This window comes from Enterobacter cloacae complex sp. 418I7, from assembly GCF_050030705.1.
Lineage (GTDB): Bacteria > Pseudomonadota > Gammaproteobacteria > Enterobacterales > Enterobacteriaceae > Enterobacter > Enterobacter intestinihominis.
Genome location: NZ_JBLGUU010000001.1, coordinates 2,298,351 through 2,313,799, shown reverse-complemented (window position 1 = coordinate 2,313,799; position 15,449 = coordinate 2,298,351). Strand labels below are relative to the sequence as shown.

13 protein-coding genes are annotated in these 15,449 nt (G+C 56.9%); 10 read left to right on the top strand and 3 right to left on the bottom strand.

Annotation, left to right across the window (positions count from 1 at the left end):
- Positions 1-7: 7 nt before the first annotated feature.
- From ACQG0S_RS11150 to ACQG0S_RS11140, 3 genes are read right to left on the bottom strand one after another with little or no spacing between them, the layout of a single operon-like run.
- Entirely contained in the window at positions 8-1,540 is a 1,533-nt protein-coding gene (locus ACQG0S_RS11150) for an ABC transporter substrate-binding protein (RefSeq protein WP_063137769.1), read from the bottom strand.
- A gap of 15 nt (positions 1,541-1,555) precedes the next feature.
- Positions 1,556-2,128, bottom strand: coding sequence for a D-alanyl-D-alanine dipeptidase (gene ddpX, locus ACQG0S_RS11145; protein ID WP_063137768.1), 573 nt, complete (start codon positions 2,126-2,128; stop codon positions 1,556-1,558).
- A gap of 12 nt (positions 2,129-2,140) precedes the next feature.
- Complete coding sequence (locus tag ACQG0S_RS11140) at positions 2,141-2,995, bottom strand: MurR/RpiR family transcriptional regulator (protein WP_063137767.1); 855 nt, start codon at positions 2,993-2,995, stop codon at positions 2,141-2,143.
- 267 nt (positions 2,996-3,262) lie between these two features.
- On the opposite strand from ACQG0S_RS11140, the gene ACQG0S_RS11135 reads away from it, so the two are divergent.
- From ACQG0S_RS11135 to ACQG0S_RS11090, 10 genes are all read left to right on the top strand, one after another.
- Positions 3,263-4,759 (top strand): alpha/beta hydrolase, encoded by a 1,497-nt coding sequence (locus ACQG0S_RS11135; protein WP_048966627.1) that lies wholly within the window; start codon positions 3,263-3,265, stop codon positions 4,757-4,759.
- Positions 4,760-4,825: 66 nt separating this feature from the next.
- Positions 4,826-6,037, top strand: coding sequence for a diguanylate phosphodiesterase (locus ACQG0S_RS11130; RefSeq protein WP_048966628.1), 1,212 nt, complete (start codon positions 4,826-4,828; stop codon positions 6,035-6,037).
- 88 nt (positions 6,038-6,125) lie between these two features.
- Entirely contained in the window at positions 6,126-7,022 is an 897-nt protein-coding gene (locus ACQG0S_RS11125) for an aminoimidazole riboside kinase (protein ID WP_048966629.1), read from the top strand.
- Between the two features lie 171 nt (positions 7,023-7,193).
- Positions 7,194-8,711 (top strand): carbohydrate porin, encoded by a 1,518-nt coding sequence (locus ACQG0S_RS11120; RefSeq protein WP_048966630.1) that lies wholly within the window; start codon positions 7,194-7,196, stop codon positions 8,709-8,711.
- Between the two features lie 66 nt (positions 8,712-8,777).
- Entirely contained in the window at positions 8,778-10,148 is a 1,371-nt protein-coding gene (locus tag ACQG0S_RS11115) for a sucrose-specific PTS transporter subunit IIBC (protein WP_038416083.1), read from the top strand.
- Positions 10,148-11,554, top strand: coding sequence for a sucrose-6-phosphate hydrolase (locus ACQG0S_RS11110; protein WP_048966631.1), 1,407 nt, complete (start codon positions 10,148-10,150; stop codon positions 11,552-11,554). Before ACQG0S_RS11115 ends, ACQG0S_RS11110 begins: the two co-directional genes overlap by 1 nt.
- 28 nt (positions 11,555-11,582) lie before the next feature.
- A complete protein-coding gene (locus tag ACQG0S_RS11105) occupies positions 11,583-12,599 on the top strand; it encodes a LacI family DNA-binding transcriptional regulator (protein ID WP_048966632.1) in 1,017 nt (338 codons plus the stop codon).
- A 95-nt stretch (positions 12,600-12,694) separates the two neighbouring features.
- Entirely contained in the window at positions 12,695-14,245 is a 1,551-nt protein-coding gene (locus ACQG0S_RS11100) for a methyl-accepting chemotaxis protein (RefSeq protein WP_045308137.1), read from the top strand.
- 191 nt (positions 14,246-14,436) lie between these two features.
- Complete coding sequence (locus ACQG0S_RS11095; RefSeq protein WP_045622692.1) at positions 14,437-14,850, top strand: hypothetical protein; 414 nt, start codon at positions 14,437-14,439, stop codon at positions 14,848-14,850.
- 5 nt (positions 14,851-14,855) lie between these two features.
- Positions 14,856-15,413, top strand: a complete 558-nt coding sequence (locus ACQG0S_RS11090; protein WP_169441116.1) for an RNA polymerase sigma factor — start codon at positions 14,856-14,858, stop codon at positions 15,411-15,413.
- Positions 15,414-15,449 lie beyond the last annotated feature (36 nt).

Sequence of the window (15,449 nt, the reverse complement as noted above, 5' to 3'; positions counted from 1 at the left end):
TGGGCCGTTACTTACTCATGGTGGCGATGTTAAAGACCTGCTCAAGCATCGGATTAAAGGTGAAGCCTTTGACCTCTTTGTTCATCGCCAGCTGGTAGTTCTTCTGGAACAGATAAACGTAAGCCGCCTCGTCAATCACCACTTTCTGCGCCTGCTGGTAATCTTTGGTGCGTTCCGCCTGATCGGTGGTTTTCAGTGCCGCCTGCAACAGCGCATCGACCTCTTTGTTCTCATAGAATGAGCGGTTCCCCGGCAGCCCTTTTTTGTCCGATTCGAACCAGTAGTTCATGAACATGTACGGGTCAGCGAAGTCCGGGCTCCAGTTACCAATCGCAATGTCATAATCACCTTTGCCGACGCGGTCGCGCATGGTGGCGTTCGCCAGTTTCTCGAGCTTGACGTTAATCCCCAGCTTGCCCAGGCTCGCCTGCGTGGAGAGGGCGATAGGCTCCCAGTTCGGGTCGTTATCGGAGTAGAGGAACGTCAGGCTGGCAGGTTTATCTTTGACTTTCTCCAGCGCCGCTTTGGCTTTGGCCTCGTCAAAGCTGTACTGCATGGCGTTCGCATCGAAGCCCCACATGCCCTCCGGGATCGGGCCGCGCATCTGCTTGCCGTTCCCGCTGAGAATGCCTTCCACCATCCCCTGGTAATCGGTCGCCCAGGAGACCGCGCGGCGCAAATCCACCTGATTCATCGGAGGCTTACTGTTGTTCAGATAGAGGTAGGTCACCCGCAGGGACGGGTATTCCGCCACGGCCACTTTGCCTTCCTGCTTCAGAGCAGCAAGCTGATCCACCGGCAGGGCGTCGGCGATATCCAGATCGCCACGGGAAAGTTGCAGGCGACGCGAGGCGCTTTCACCGATAATCTTCACCGAGACGCGCTTAAAGTGCGGCTTTTCACCTGGCCAGTGTGGGTTGGGCACCATCACCAGCTGTTGACCTTTCCGCCAGCTTTTCAGCATAAACGGTCCGGAACCCGCGGTGTTTTGCGCCAGGAACCCGCGTGCGTCGTCGGCGGCATTGGCCTTCAGCACCGCCGGGTTGACGATCGACGCGCCGTCATTGGCCAGCGTGTAGAGGAACGGGGCAAACGGCTGGCTGAGGGTGAATTTCACCGTATGCTCATCCACCGCGTCCACTTTCAAATCTTTCGGGAACGCTTCGGAAGGTCCCTGGTTGATTTTAAGCAGACGTTCAAACGACAGCTTGACCGCTTCGGCGGTCACCGGCGTGCCGTCGGAGAATTTTGCATTATCTGCCAGGGTGAACGTCCACACTTTCTGGTCGTCTGACGCCTTCCAGCCCGTCGACAGATCGCCTTCCACCTCCGTGGTGCCAGGCTTGTATTTCACCAGACGCTGGTACGAGGGGTAGGTCACCGTCCAGTCGTTGTTATCGATAGTGACCGCCGGATCCAGCGTTTGCGGATCGGCAGCTTTCCCTATCACCAGCATATCTTTTGGCACCGCCGCCAGCGCGAGAGGGGCGCTCAGGGCGAGCGTAGCGGCAATCAGGGTAGTAAGCAGCGTTGTTTTCATGGCCGGGCTCCAGAATTACAGTGAGTGTGTGATCGGATAACAGGCGAACTGGTCATCTAACAGCGGATAGCTGGCGGCGTTCGGCAGCTCGAAATGCCACCATTCGCTGCTGATGCCCACAAAACCGCCGCCGTACATAACGGCGTTCAGGAGCAGACGATTTCGCTGCGCCTCGGGCGGAACGGAAGGGTGCCAGGCGTGAGAACGGTCGTGCATTTCGTCAAACCCGGCGCCCATATCCAGCACGTTGTCGTGTTCATCCATCAGCGTAACGTCAATGGCAGTGCCCCGGCTGTGGTTCGAGCCAATCGCGACATCCACCACGTATTCCGGATTGGGGCAGGCATCCCAGAGTTGCGACTGTGCCTGTTGCGGGCGATAGGCGTCGTAGACCACCAGCTTCAAACCGGACAGCGCGGCGATACTGATCGATTTCGCCAGCGCGGTGGCGGCATCCGTGTGCAGCAGGCACGCGGCGTGCTGATAGATCGGGCGGCCGGTAATGTTATCGGCGGTCGCGTATTTCAGATCGATATGCAGCGTGGGAAAAGTTTTCGCCACATCAATCAGTTGACTCTCTTCAGGCATAGCTCCGCTCCTTTAGCGTTCAAATTGACCAAATTCTTGTTGTAGTTGTCGGTTGATTGCCAGACGTTCCGGCAGCGCATCTCCCAGCGCCTCCACGACGCCCGACAGCAGCAGGTTGAACAGACAGCTCACCGGCGCCAGCGAGTCCCAGAAATGGCCGGTATCGGTCTTCACCTGGAGTAAATCAATCGGGTAATCCCGCGCCCACGGGCACCAGATATCGGTGATCAGCGCCATCGCCAGGCCTTTTTCGCTCGCCACGCGGCAGTACTGGCGGGCAATGGCGGAGTAGGCGCGGGTATCGGTCAGCACGATATACGGGTTAGCAAAGCCGGAGTTAAGCGACTCCACCCAGCTACCGGAGAGCCCTTCGGAATAGCTTACCCGCGGGCGCAGATACTCCAGATGGCTGAAGAACGCGTTGGCGATCCCGCGCGTGGACTGGATCCCCAGCACGAAGACGGCGTCGGCATGGGAAAGTTGCTGGACCACCTGCCTGAACGTTTCGCTTTGCGCCAGCTGGTAGACATGGGCAATGGCGTCCACCTCCAGTGACAGGGAGTGCTGAAGGCGATCCGACAGCGGCTGTTGCTGTTTCCAGGAGTCCAGACGCTCGTTAATGCCCCAGGGCTGATGGGGATCGCGCAGGCTTTTTTTGGCGTCATCAAGGTTGCGATAGCCCAGCTTGCGCAGAAAGCGTCCGACGGTGATCCCGCTGGTGGCCGTGGCCAGCGCCACGCTCTCAGCCGTTTCAAAAGGGATCTGCCCGACGTGCGCCAGCATCCAGCTTGCCACCCGCTTTTCGCTCGGGGTGAGCTGGCTAAAGGTCGCTTCGATACGGCTCAACACCTCTGGTTTGGTCGTCATACCGCCTCGCTGTTAACTGGCTGTCAAAAGCCGGGTTTCTGTTATCAGATTAACAATGCAGGACGCGTGCCATGTTCACATTGCGGCGAAAACGCGCTGTGCAGCAAAGTTAATGCAATATTTGTTTAACAGATGCTCAACATTTGTGCAGCGTAGTTCACTTTTGGTGCAGTGTCCGGCCTGAGCGATATCTATTTGGTGAATACGACAGCCTCTTCACATTTTTTGGTAAGATGAAAGCTCTGTGGATAAGAGAGGGAGCCTTACATGGCGAATTTGCCCTGGCGGGTCAGCGTGCGCCTGATGGCTCTCGCAAAAAAAATAGCGATGGTCATCGGGATCATTGTGCTCGTTCTGCTGGCGGTGCGGGTTTATCTTTCGCAGCAGGGGCCGGCTCTGCATCACTGGCATACCTGGCGGGCTGACGAAATGTCCGTGCAGGAGATGGATAACGCGACCTTCGCAGCCTATGTCGCGCGGGAAAACGCCATCTTCACCGCTCTTGATGCTGAGGTGACGGCGAAAGTCACCCCCGCAGAGCGCACGCCGCTGAACCGCTATTACCGTCAGAGCCTGGTGTGGCCAGGACACTTTACTCCGGATGCAAACCGGTCGTTTGTGCTGATGCCTGCCGGAAAGCCGCGCGGGGCGGTAGTGTTGTTGCACGGTCTGACGGATTCGCCCTACAGCGTCAGGCGTCTGGCCGTGAATTATCAAAAGCACGGCTTTGTGGCCGTAGTGCCTCGTTTGCCCGGACATGGCACGGCGCCGGGCGCGTTGACAGACGTTGACTGGGAGGCGTGGCTGGCAGCTACGCGCCTTGCGGTTCGTGAAGCAACACGCCTGACAGGGAACGATCTCCCCCTGCACCTGGCGGGCTATTCCAACGGCGGTGCGCTGGCGATGAAATACGCCCTCGACGCCCTTGATGCGCCTGAACTGCGTAAACCTCAGCAGATCGTTTTGCTCTCACCGATGATTGGCGTCACGGCGTTTGCGCGCTTTGCCGGATTCGCCGGGCTACCGGCTATGTTACCGGCGTTTGCCAAAGCCGCGTGGCTCAACATTTCTCCGGAATATAATCCTTATAAATACAATTCGTTCCCGGTGAATGCGGCACGTCAGTCCTGGCTGCTTACCCGGGCGCTGCATGAGCAGATAAACCGCGATGTTCATGATCACAAACTAACGCAGCTTCCGCCGGTACTGGCGTTTCAGTCGGTCATGGATTCAACGGTCAGTACCCGCGCCGTAGTCAGCGGGCTGTTTGACCAGCTTCCGGCAAATGGCAGCGAACTGGTGGTATTTGACATCAATCAGGCCGGGAGTTTCCGTCCACTGTTCAGGCCATCATCCTGGACGGCGGTGGCTGACCTGCTGCCCGAGGCGAAAAGACGTTACAGTGTCACAATCGTGACCAATGCCAGCCCTGACAGGTTTGATATGGTGGCAAAAACAACGCCTGCGGGCAGCACCCGGGAAACGGTGACGCCGCTGTCGGTCTCGTATCCGCAGGAGGTTTATTCCCTGTCGCATATTGCCATTCCGTTCCCGCCTGAAGACGATCTGTATGGCCGCCATCCTGAGGTGAAAAACCGCTATGGAATCAGTCTCGGGACGATAGCCCTGTGGGGAGAAACCTCAGTTCTGAGCGTCGGTAAAGATGCGTTAATGCGCGTAACGTCGAATCCTTTCTACGACTATATGCAGACGCGGATCGACAGCCGTCTCGGGGAGAATCAACCCCGAAGTGGAATAGACTAGGCCATCCCAGGGAACTATGTTAAACAGTACCGTTCAGGCGTTTACCGCATACCGGACCCCGTTTCTGTGCTGACAACTCTCATTTATCGAAGCCAGCTGAGCTTAACCTGCACCTCCGCAGCGTTAAGCGCGCTGGTTGAAAAGGCCAGGATCCGTAATACGGAGCAGGGCATCTCAGGCATTCTTCTCTCCAGTGGACGTGACGTTCTGCAAATTCTCGAAGGCACGGAACAGAGCGTCGTCGCGCTTTTTAACACCATCCGTGCGGATGACCGGCATACCGGCGTGGTGGAGCTGATGCGCGATTACGGCCCGCGCAGACATTTCGAAGACGTGGGAATGCTGCTGTTTGACCTGGATGTTCAGACCCCGAAAGCGGTTCTGGCGTCAGTTCTGCATTACAGCAAGCTGGAAAGCTATCTGACTTCTGAGGATCGGGTCTTCAAATTTATTCAGACCTTTATCACCGGCAAAACCGCTATCCCACCCGCTTCGGACTATGAGCCTGATAAATGGACGCTTTCGCGAGAGCGCGCGCCGTTTGGTAAAGGGTTAGGTCTGCTGGCGGGACAGCCCTGCCAGTTTGCGCTGCAACCCATTGTCGAGCCGTCCGAAGGCAAAATCAGTTCTCTCGAAGCGCTTATACGCGGAAACGACGGCGGCAGCCCGGAGCATTTCTTCCATAGTCTCGATCGTGAACAGATTTACGAAGTCGACCTGCAAACCAAAGCCTGGACCTTTGCGCTGGCGCAAAAGCTCGGCATCGGCAGCCACAAACTGGCGGTGAACCTGCTGCCAATGTCGCTGGTTAACGTGCCGGGCGCGGTAGAGTTCCTGGTAACGCAGATCAAAAAGCACAATCTACAGCCAGAGCAGGTGATCATTGAAGTCACTGAGAACGAGATGATATCCGGCTTTAACCAGTTTAACAGCGCCATTAAACAGCTGCGCGCGGAAGGGGTTGGGCTGGCGATAGATGATTTTGGTTCCGGCTATGCTGGTCTTTCACTGCTCACGCGGTTCCAGCCGGATAAGCTCAAAATCGACAGAGAGATCGTCAGCGATATCCACCTGAGCGGGCCCAAGCAGGCGATTGTGAAGTCGATAATCAGCTGCTGCACCGATCTGGAGATTACGCTGGTCGCAGAAGGCATTGAGAAGATAGAAGAGTGGTGCTGGCTTGAATCCGCCGGTATTCGCCGCTTCCAGGGCTTTTTGTTCGCCCGCCCGCAGCTCAATGGCGTGGGTGATATTCACTGGCCCCATCGGGTGGGTTAAGCAAATTGTCCCTCGCCATATTTCCCCGACACCCTGCCTGTGCTTAAATAGCTAAACCGGTTTAACATGATTTAGCTAAGAAGGTGATATGGAGACGATCTGGGTACTTGGCGATGCAGTGGTGGATCTGTTGCCCGACGGAGAGGGCAAACTGCTGCAATGTCCGGGCGGCGCACCGGCCAACGTCGCGGTTGGGATTGCGCGTCTGGGCGGCAGAAGCGCCTTTATAGGCCGGGTGGGCGACGACCCCTTCGGGCGCTTTATGCAAAAAACGCTTGCGGATGAGCAGGTTAATACAGAATGGCTGAGACGGGATCCGCGGCATCGCACCTCCACGGTGGTGGTGGATCTCGATAACGACGGTGAACGTTCCTTTACCTTTATGGTTCGCCCGAGCGCTGATTTATTCCTCGACTCTGCCGATCTCCCGCCATTCCGCGCCGGGGAGTGGCTGCACGTCTGCTCTATCGCGCTTAGCGCCGAACCCAGCCGTTCCGCGACGTTTCAGGCGATGGCCGCTATCAGACAGGCGGGCGGTTTCGTCAGCTTTGACCCCAATATCCGCGCCGATCTCTGGCACGATGAAGTCGAGCTGCGTCAGTGTCTTGAGCGGGCATTAGCCTGTGCAGATGTGGTGAAAATCTCGGTGGAAGAACTGGCGTTCTTAACCGGAAATGCGCAGGTCCATGAGGGGCTGGCGGCGCTGATGCGCACCTGTCCGGCCAGGTTGGTGCTGGTGACGCAGGGAAAAGAGGGCGTCACCGCCTGGCAGGGAGGCGCGTTGACGCACTATCCTGCATCACCCGTGGAATGCATTGATACCACCGGCGCGGGGGATGCTTTCGTCGCCGGGCTGCTGTTCGGTCTGGCTCGTGATGGCCAGGCCCGTCTCTCAGAGGTCATCACGTTAGCGCAGCGCTGCGGAGCGCTGGCGACAACCGCAAAAGGGGCAATGACCGCGCTGCCTTATCATCACGAACTGTAATTCACGTCGGCAGGCCTCCGGTCGGGGGCCTGAATTGTCGCCTCGATCACACTTACTAAAACGGTTTAGCAAAAAACGTTGCCGATTCAAAATTTAACGGTTTAGTATCACTTACCTAAACCGGTTTAGCAATTTAGCACTTTTACCGATAGTTATTAGGGATGCGACAAAATGTATAAAAAACGCAGACTTGCCGTGATGATAGGCATGCTGGCCGGCAGTACCTCTGTTTTTGCCCAGACGGATATGACCCGTATCGAAGCGCGCCTGGCAGCGCTGGAGCAGCGTTTGCATGAGGCGGAAACCCGTGCGCAGATTGCTGAAAAACGCGCCACGGCAGCGGAACAGAAAACGCAGCAACTGGTGGCTGCGCAGCAGGAAGCGCAAACCTCCACACAGGCGGTGGCGCAACGTACCACGGCGCTGGAAGAGAAAGCCGATCGGACAGGCGGTTTTGAGTTTCACGGTTACGCCCGTTCCGGGCTGCTGATGAACGACGCTGCCTCCAGCAGCAAAAGCGGTCCTTATCTGACACCCGCAGGGGAAACGGGCGGGGCCATTGGGCGTCTGGGGAACGAAGCGGATACCTACGTTGAGCTGAATGTTGAACACAAACAGACGCTGGAAAATGGCGCGACGACGCGCTTTAAGGCGATGCTGGCCGACGGTCAGAAAACCTATAACGACTGGTCGGCAGACAGCAGCGACCTGAACATTCGTCAGGCCTTTGCCGAGCTGGGCAATTTGCCGGACGTTACCGGTGCGCTGAAAGGCAGCACCTTCTGGGCGGGTAAGCGTTTTGACCGCGACAACTTCGACATTCACTGGCTGGATTCCGACGTGGTATTTCTCGCCGGGACCGGCGGCGGCGTCTACGACGTGAAGTGGAACGATACGCTGCGCAGTAACTTCTCCCTTTATGGCCGTAATTTCGGCAGCGAAGAGGAGATCGACAACAACGTCCAGAACTACATCTTAAGCATGAACCACTTCGCCGGGCCGGTGCAGTTGATGGTCAGCGGCTTACGGGCAAAAGATAATGACGACCGTAAGGACAGCAACGGCGATCCGATTAAAACCGATGCGGCGAATAACGGGGTGCATGCGTTGGTGGGTCTGCATAACGAGAGCTTCTACGGCCTGCGGGAAGGTTCCGCCAAAACGGCGCTGCTTTACGGCCACGGTCTGGGGGCCGAGGTGAAAAGCATTGGTGCAGACGGCGCATTGCTGTCAGAAGCCGATACCTGGCGTTTTGCAAGTTACGGTGTCACGCCGCTGGGCGGTGGCTGGCACATTGCGCCCGCCGTACTCGCGCAAAGCAGTAAGGACCGCTACGTGAAGGGCGACAGCTATGAGTGGGTCACGCTCAATACGCGTCTGATCAAAGAGGTGACCCAGAATTTCGCCCTCGCGTTCGAGGGCAGCTATCAATACATGGATTTAAACCCGGAAGGCTACAAGGATCGCAATGCGGTTAACGGTAGCTTCTACAAGCTGACCTTTGCCCCGACGTTAAAGGCGGGCAAGATTGGCGATTTCTTCAGCCGTCCGGAGCTGCGCCTGTTCGCCACCTGGATGGACTGGAGCAGCAAGCTGGATAACTACGCCAGCGATGACGCCTTTGGCAGTAGCGGCTTCAACGCGGGCGGGGAATGGAACTTTGGGGTGCAGATGGAAACCTGGTTTTAACCCTTCACGCTCCCGCATCGCGGGGGCGTTTCGAACATCATAAAAAGAGGTCAGGAAGAGGTATCTATGGATTTTAATCATATTGCGCGCGAGCTGATTCCGCTGCTCGGTGGCAAAGAGAACATTGCCAGCGCGGCACATTGCGCCACGCGCCTTCGTCTGGTGCTGGTCGATGATGCGCTTGCCGACCAGCAGGCTATCGGCAAGGTTGAAGGCGTGAAAGGCTGTTTTCGAAATGCCGGGCAGATGCAGGTGATCTTCGGCACAGGGGTGGTGAATAAGGTTTACACCGCGTTTATTCAGGCGGCAGGGATTAGCGAGTCCAGTAAATCGGAAGCGGCGGATATTGCAGCCCGCAAGCTGAACCCGTTCCAGCGCATCGCGCGTCTGCTCTCCAACATCTTCGTGCCGATTATTCCGGCGATCGTGGCCTCGGGTCTGCTGATGGGCCTGCTCGGGATGGTTAAAACCTACGGCTGGGTTAATCCGGATAACGCGCTCTATATCATGCTGGATATGTGCAGCTCGGCGGCGTTTATTATTCTGCCGATCCTGATTGGCTTCACCGCCGCGCGGGAGTTTGGCGGCAACCCGTATCTGGGCGCAACGCTCGGCGGCATCCTGACTCATCCGGCGCTGACCAACGCCTGGGGCGTAGCGTCCGGCTTCCACACCATGAACTTCTTCGGTCTTGAAATCGCCATGATTGGCTATCAGGGAACCGTCTTCCCGGTACTGCTGGCGGTGTGGTTTATGAGCATTGTGGAAAAACAGCTTCGCCGGGCGATCCCGGATGCGTTAGATCTGATCCTGACGCCGTTCCTGACCGTCATTATCTCCGGCTTTATCGCGCTGTTGATTATTGGCCCGGCGGGACGCGCGCTGGGCGACGGGATCTCCTTTATTCTTAGCACCCTGATTGCCCACGCGGGCTGGCTGGCCGGGCTGTTGTTTGGTGGGCTCTATTCGGTGATTGTCATTACCGGCATTCACCACAGCTTCCACGCTATTGAGGCCGGACTGCTGGGTAACCCGTCGATTGGCGTGAACTTCCTGCTGCCGATCTGGGCGATGGCGAACGTGGCGCAGGGCGGGGCATGTCTGGCGGTGTGGTTCAAAACCCGTGATGCCAAAATCAAAGCCATTACCTTACCGTCGGCGTTTTCCGCGATGCTGGGCATCACCGAAGCGGCAATTTTTGGCATCAACCTGCGTTTCGTGAAGCCGTTTATCGCGGCGCTGATCGGTGGCGCAGCGGGCGGTGCCTGGGTAGTGTCGGTGCATGTCTACATGACCGCCGTTGGGCTGACGGCGCTTCCCGGTATGGCGATCGTTCAGGCCAGCTCGCTGCTCAACTATATTATCGGCATGGTGATTGCCTTTGGCGTGGCGTTCACCGTCTCTCTGCTGCTGAAATATAAAACGGACTCTGAATAATGACCTTACCTTCCCGCTGGCCTGCCGTGTTGCAGGCCGTTATGCAAGGCCAGCCGCGTGCGCTGGCGGACAGCCACTATCCGCAGTGGCATCCCGCACCGGTGACAGGGCTGATGAACGATCCGAACGGCTTTATCTGGTTTGCCGGACGTTACCATCTGTTTTATCAGTGGAACCCGCTGGGCTGTGAACATCGCTACAAGTGCTGGGGGCACTGGAGCTCAGCAGATCTGGTGCACTGGCAGCACGAGCCAATGGCGCTGATGCCTGACGAAGAGTATGACCGCAATGGCTGTTACTCCGGCAGCGCCGTGGATAACAACGGCGTGCTGACCCTGTGCTATACCGGCAACGTTAAGTTTGACGATGGCGGCCGCACCGCCTGGCAGTGTCTGGCGGTGCAAAATGACGACGGCACGTTTGCCAAACTGGGACCGGTGTTGCCCCTGCCGGACGGGTATACCGGGCACGTCCGCGACCCGAAAGTGTGGCGCCATGACGGGCAGTGGTACATGGTGCTCGGGGCGCAGGATCAGCATAAGCGCGGCAAGGTGCTGCTGTTTACGTCAGCCGATTTGCACACCTGGGCGTCCTGCGGCGAAATCGCCGGTCACGGCGTCAATGGACTCACGGACGCGGGCTATATGTGGGAGTGCCCGGATCTGTTTGCGCTTGATGGCACACACGTCTTGATCTGCTGCCCACAGGGGCTGGCGCGCGAACCGCATCGCTATCTCAACACCTATCCGGCCGTCTGGATGAGTGGGGCATTTGATTATCAAACGCCTGCATTTGCGCACGGCGAATTGCATGAGCTTGATGCCGGTTTCGAATTTTACGCGCCGCAAACCACGGTGGCAGAAGACGGCCGCCGCATCCTCATCGGCTGGATGGGCGTGCCGGACGGCGAAGAGATGCTCCAGCCTACACGGGTCCACGGCTGGATCCACCAGATGACCTGTCCGCGCGAGCTGCGCTACCGCGACGGTAAGCTCTGGCAAACGCCGGTCCGTGAGCTGGAAACGCTGCGCGAGGATGAACATCACTGGCAGGGACGCGCCAGCGATGCCCCGGTGCTGGAGGGAACGCGTCTTGAGTTCGAACTGAGCGCCTCGCGCGTTAATGTGGATTTTGCCGGCGCGTTGCGGCTGATTATGGATGATGCGGGGATCCATCTGGAACGCGCCAGCCTGGAAACCGGAGAGAAGTTGACCCGCTACTGGCAGGGCACTGTTCATCATTTACGCGTGCTGTGTGACCGTTCCAGCGTCGAAATTTTCATCAATCACGGTGAAGGCGTCATGAGCAGTCGCTATTTTCCTGACCATCCGGCCCAGGTTCGCTTCGAAGGTGCGTCCGACATCACATTACGCTACTGGTCGCTGCGCAGCTGCATGATAGAATAGGGGTTTTGGCAGCCGGATCTAAGTCGTTGTGAGAAAAACAAAACGCGTCACCATTAAAGATATCGCGGAGCTGGCGGGGGTATCAAAAGCCACCGCCAGTCTGGTTCTGAACGGCCGCAGCAAAGAGCTTCGGGTGGCGGAGGAGACACGCGAGCGTGTGCTGGCGATTGCCAAAGAACATCATTATCAGCCCAGTATTCACGCCCGTTCGCTGCGGGACAACCGCAGCCACACCATTGGTCTGGTGGTGCCGGAAATCACCAACTACGGGTTTGCCGTTTTTTCTCATGAGCTGGAGACCCTCTGCCGCGAGGCGGGTGTTCAGTTGCTGATCTCCTGTAGCGATGAAAATCCGGGCCAGGAGACGGTGGTGGTCAATAACATGGTGGCCCGTCAGGTGGACGGGCTGATTGTCGCCTCCAGCATGCTCAACGACGCGGATTATCAAAAGCTGAGCGAGCAGTTGCCCGTTGTGCTCTTTGACCGTCATATGAACGACAGTTCTCTGCCGCTGGTCCTCACCGATTCAATTACCCCGACCGCCACGCTGGTGGCCGACATTGCGCGCCAGCATCCGGATGAGTTCTACTTCCTCGGCGGCCAACCGCGGCTTTCCCCGACGCGTGACCGTCTGGAAGGGTTTAAGCAGGGGCTGCGTGACGCTGGCGTCGAGTTTCGTCCGGAGTGGATTATTCATGGTAATTACCATCCGAGCTCCGGCTACGAAATGTTTGCCGAACTTTGCGCGCGCCTGGGCCGCCCGCCAAAAGCCCTTTTTACCGCCGCCTGCGGTCTGCTGGAAGGGGTGTTGCGCTATATGGGGCAACATAATCTGCTGCAAAGCGATATGCGTCTGGCCAGCTTTGATGATCACTATCTCTATGATTCTCTGACCATTCCTGTCGATACCGTTCGTCAGGATAACCGTCAGCTCGCCTGGCACTGCTTTGATCTGATTGGCAAACTGATTGAAGGGGAAACGCCGGAGCCTATCCAGCGTAAACTGGATGCCACACTGCAACGGCGGTACAAGGCCGTGGAGTGACAGGGTAACGTCTGACGGATATATCAATAACTTTAATTAATTAAAGATCGGATTCAGCCGATAACCAAAGGGAAATTAAATCCCTGAGGTGTGTTATGTCGTTGAAAAAATCATCCCTGATTATCCTGTTTTCTCTGCTTTTCTTCTTTGTGGCCAGCACTATCACCAGCGTTGGGCTCATCATTAAAAGTAATACTTCGCTGGATAATGTGAACAAAGAAATTCAGGTGGTCCTGTCCATTATTGATCCCATTAACCATAGCCGAACCCTGCGCGTCAGGGTTATGGAGTATGTAAAAATGGTGGAAGCGGGGGACGCCACCGACTCGTCTGCGAAACTGGCATCGGTTAAAGAGGCGCTGACCAAAGCCGATAGTGCATTTTCGGCGTTTATGGCCTCGCCGCGTTTGCAGGACGAAGCCCCGCTGGTCACTGCCTACCAGCAGGCGTGGCAAAACTACCGTAACCAGGGACTGGCACCGCTGATTGCCGCTGCCGCCGCTCACGATGTGTCGCGGTTCAACGCTCTTATTCCCGTGGTGTCACAACTCGATCGCCAATATGAAATTGTGCTCGATCAGGTTCTCTCCGTTCACCAGAAGTACGCCAAAACGCTGAACGAGGATGCGAGCCATAATTTTGTGTCGGGTCTGGTTATTATTGCCTGCATTGCGGTGCTGTTCGTGGTGGTGATCCTCGTCGTCAGCCTGCTGATGAAACGCGTGGTCTTTGCGCCAGTGAACCTGGCGCGCGAGCACTGTCGACAGATTGCGGCCGGGAAGCTGGACGTACCGGTACCGATCAAGCGTGATTCCGGGAATGAAATCGATCACCTGATGTCCTCGATGGAGCAGATGCGCCAGGCGCTGCTCTCCACCATTTCTCAGGTGCGCGATGCCAGCCACACCGTAACGCATGCGGCGCAGGAAATTGCTTCCGGCAATATCGACCTGGCCTCCCGTACCGAGCAACAGGCTTCTGCCCTGACCCAGACGGCCGCCAGCATGGAAGAGCTGAGCGCGACGGTGGCGAATAACACCGATAACGTGTTCCAGGCCGGTAAGCTGGTGCAGGATGCCGTGAAAAATGCCCATACCGGTGAAGCGGTAACCCGTGAAGTCATCGAAACGATGAATACTATCGCGTCCAACTCGAAGCGTATTGAGGACATCACCAGTGTCATCAACAGTATTGCTTTCCAGACTAATATTCTGGCGCTGAACGCGGCCGTTGAAGCGGCGCGTGCCGGTACGCAGGGGCGAGGATTTGCCGTGGTGGCAAGTGAAGTGCGCACCCTGGCCCAGAAAAGCGCGGTGGCGGCGAAGGATATCGAAAGCCTTATCGCCCAGTCTGTTTCCAGCGTGAAAAACGGTGCGGAACTGGTGAATCGTTCGGGAGAGGTGATTGATTCTATTATCAGCTCTGTGAATAAAGTGCATACGCTGATGGAACAGATTTCGGTTGCCTCAGAAGAGCAGAGCCGTGGAATTGGTCAGGTTGGGCAGGCCGTAACGGAGATGGACGGTGTGACCCAGCAGAACGCGGCGCTGGTGCAGCAATCCGCCGCAGCCGCGGCCTCGCTGGAGGAGCAGGCGCAGCAGTTGTCGCAGAGTATTTCGAGTTTTCGTCTGCCGGCAATTGCGTGATTAAATGAGGAAGGCTCCTGTTGGAGCCTTTTTAATGTCTGCATTCATCCGCTGCACAATCTCCTTCAGCCATTACTGTTATCCGTACAAAGCCGCTATCACATAAATTTTATCTTTCCCCGGCAATATTTCTGTTCCTCATCCGTCTACCTCATCAGAGACCATAATCATTCAACATAAACGAGGTACACATGAGAAATTTTGATATGCACGGAAAAGGTCACGGACGTGGTTTGGGCCGCCATCGTATGTACAAGGGCATCGTGATAGGCGCAGTCTTGTTCGTGGTGCTTGGCCTGCTGGTCATGTCCCTGTGGAACGCGTTGCTCCCGGCCATCCTGGGGGTTAAAGCCATTGGCTTCTGGCAGGCGCTGGGGATCCTGCTGCTGAGCCGCATTCTTTTCGGTGGGCTGGGTTTTCGTCCAGGCATGTTCGGTGCACACCGCCGTATGCACGCACAATGGATGAATATGACCCCCGAACAACGTGAAGCCTTCATTCAGCAGCGTCGGGCGGGATTTGGGCGTCATGGTCATTGCCGGTGGCACGATGACCGGGATGAGAAGCGAGATGATAACGCTGCGAAAGCGCCGGAAGCCGAGTGAGCGATATGAAAGCCGGTGAGGCGGGGGAATCATTACTGATCTCGGCACTCAATGCCTGCCGCGCACGGCTAAAAGCCTTCATTCGCGGACGGACTGCGGTTCGTGATGATGTCGATGATATTCTTCAGGAAGTGACCTGGCAGTTGATGAAAGTGGAACAACCGGTCGAGAACGTCGCCGCCTGGCTGTTTCGCGCCGCGCGAAATGAGATGATCGACCGGGCGCGAAAAAAGCATGAGGTTTCACTGCCGGGGTACCTGACGGCAGATGACGAGGACTTTCCGGAGCAGGAGATTGCAGAAACGTTATTCGGCGTACCGCAAACCCCGGAGGAGGAGTATCTCAACATCCTGCTGTGGGAAGAGTTGGGGCAAGCCCTGTCGGAACTGCCGCCACCACAGCGCGAGGTGTTTGAAAAAACGGAATTTGAAGGATACACCATGAAGGCGCTGGCGGAGGAAACGGGCGACAGCGTGCAGGCGTTATTATCCCGCAAACACAAAGCTGTGCGATTTTTGCGTAGTCGCCTCAAGGATATTTATGAAGCGTTGACAGGGCAATAAAGTTCGACCACTCTGAAAAACAATATCTTAGAGGGG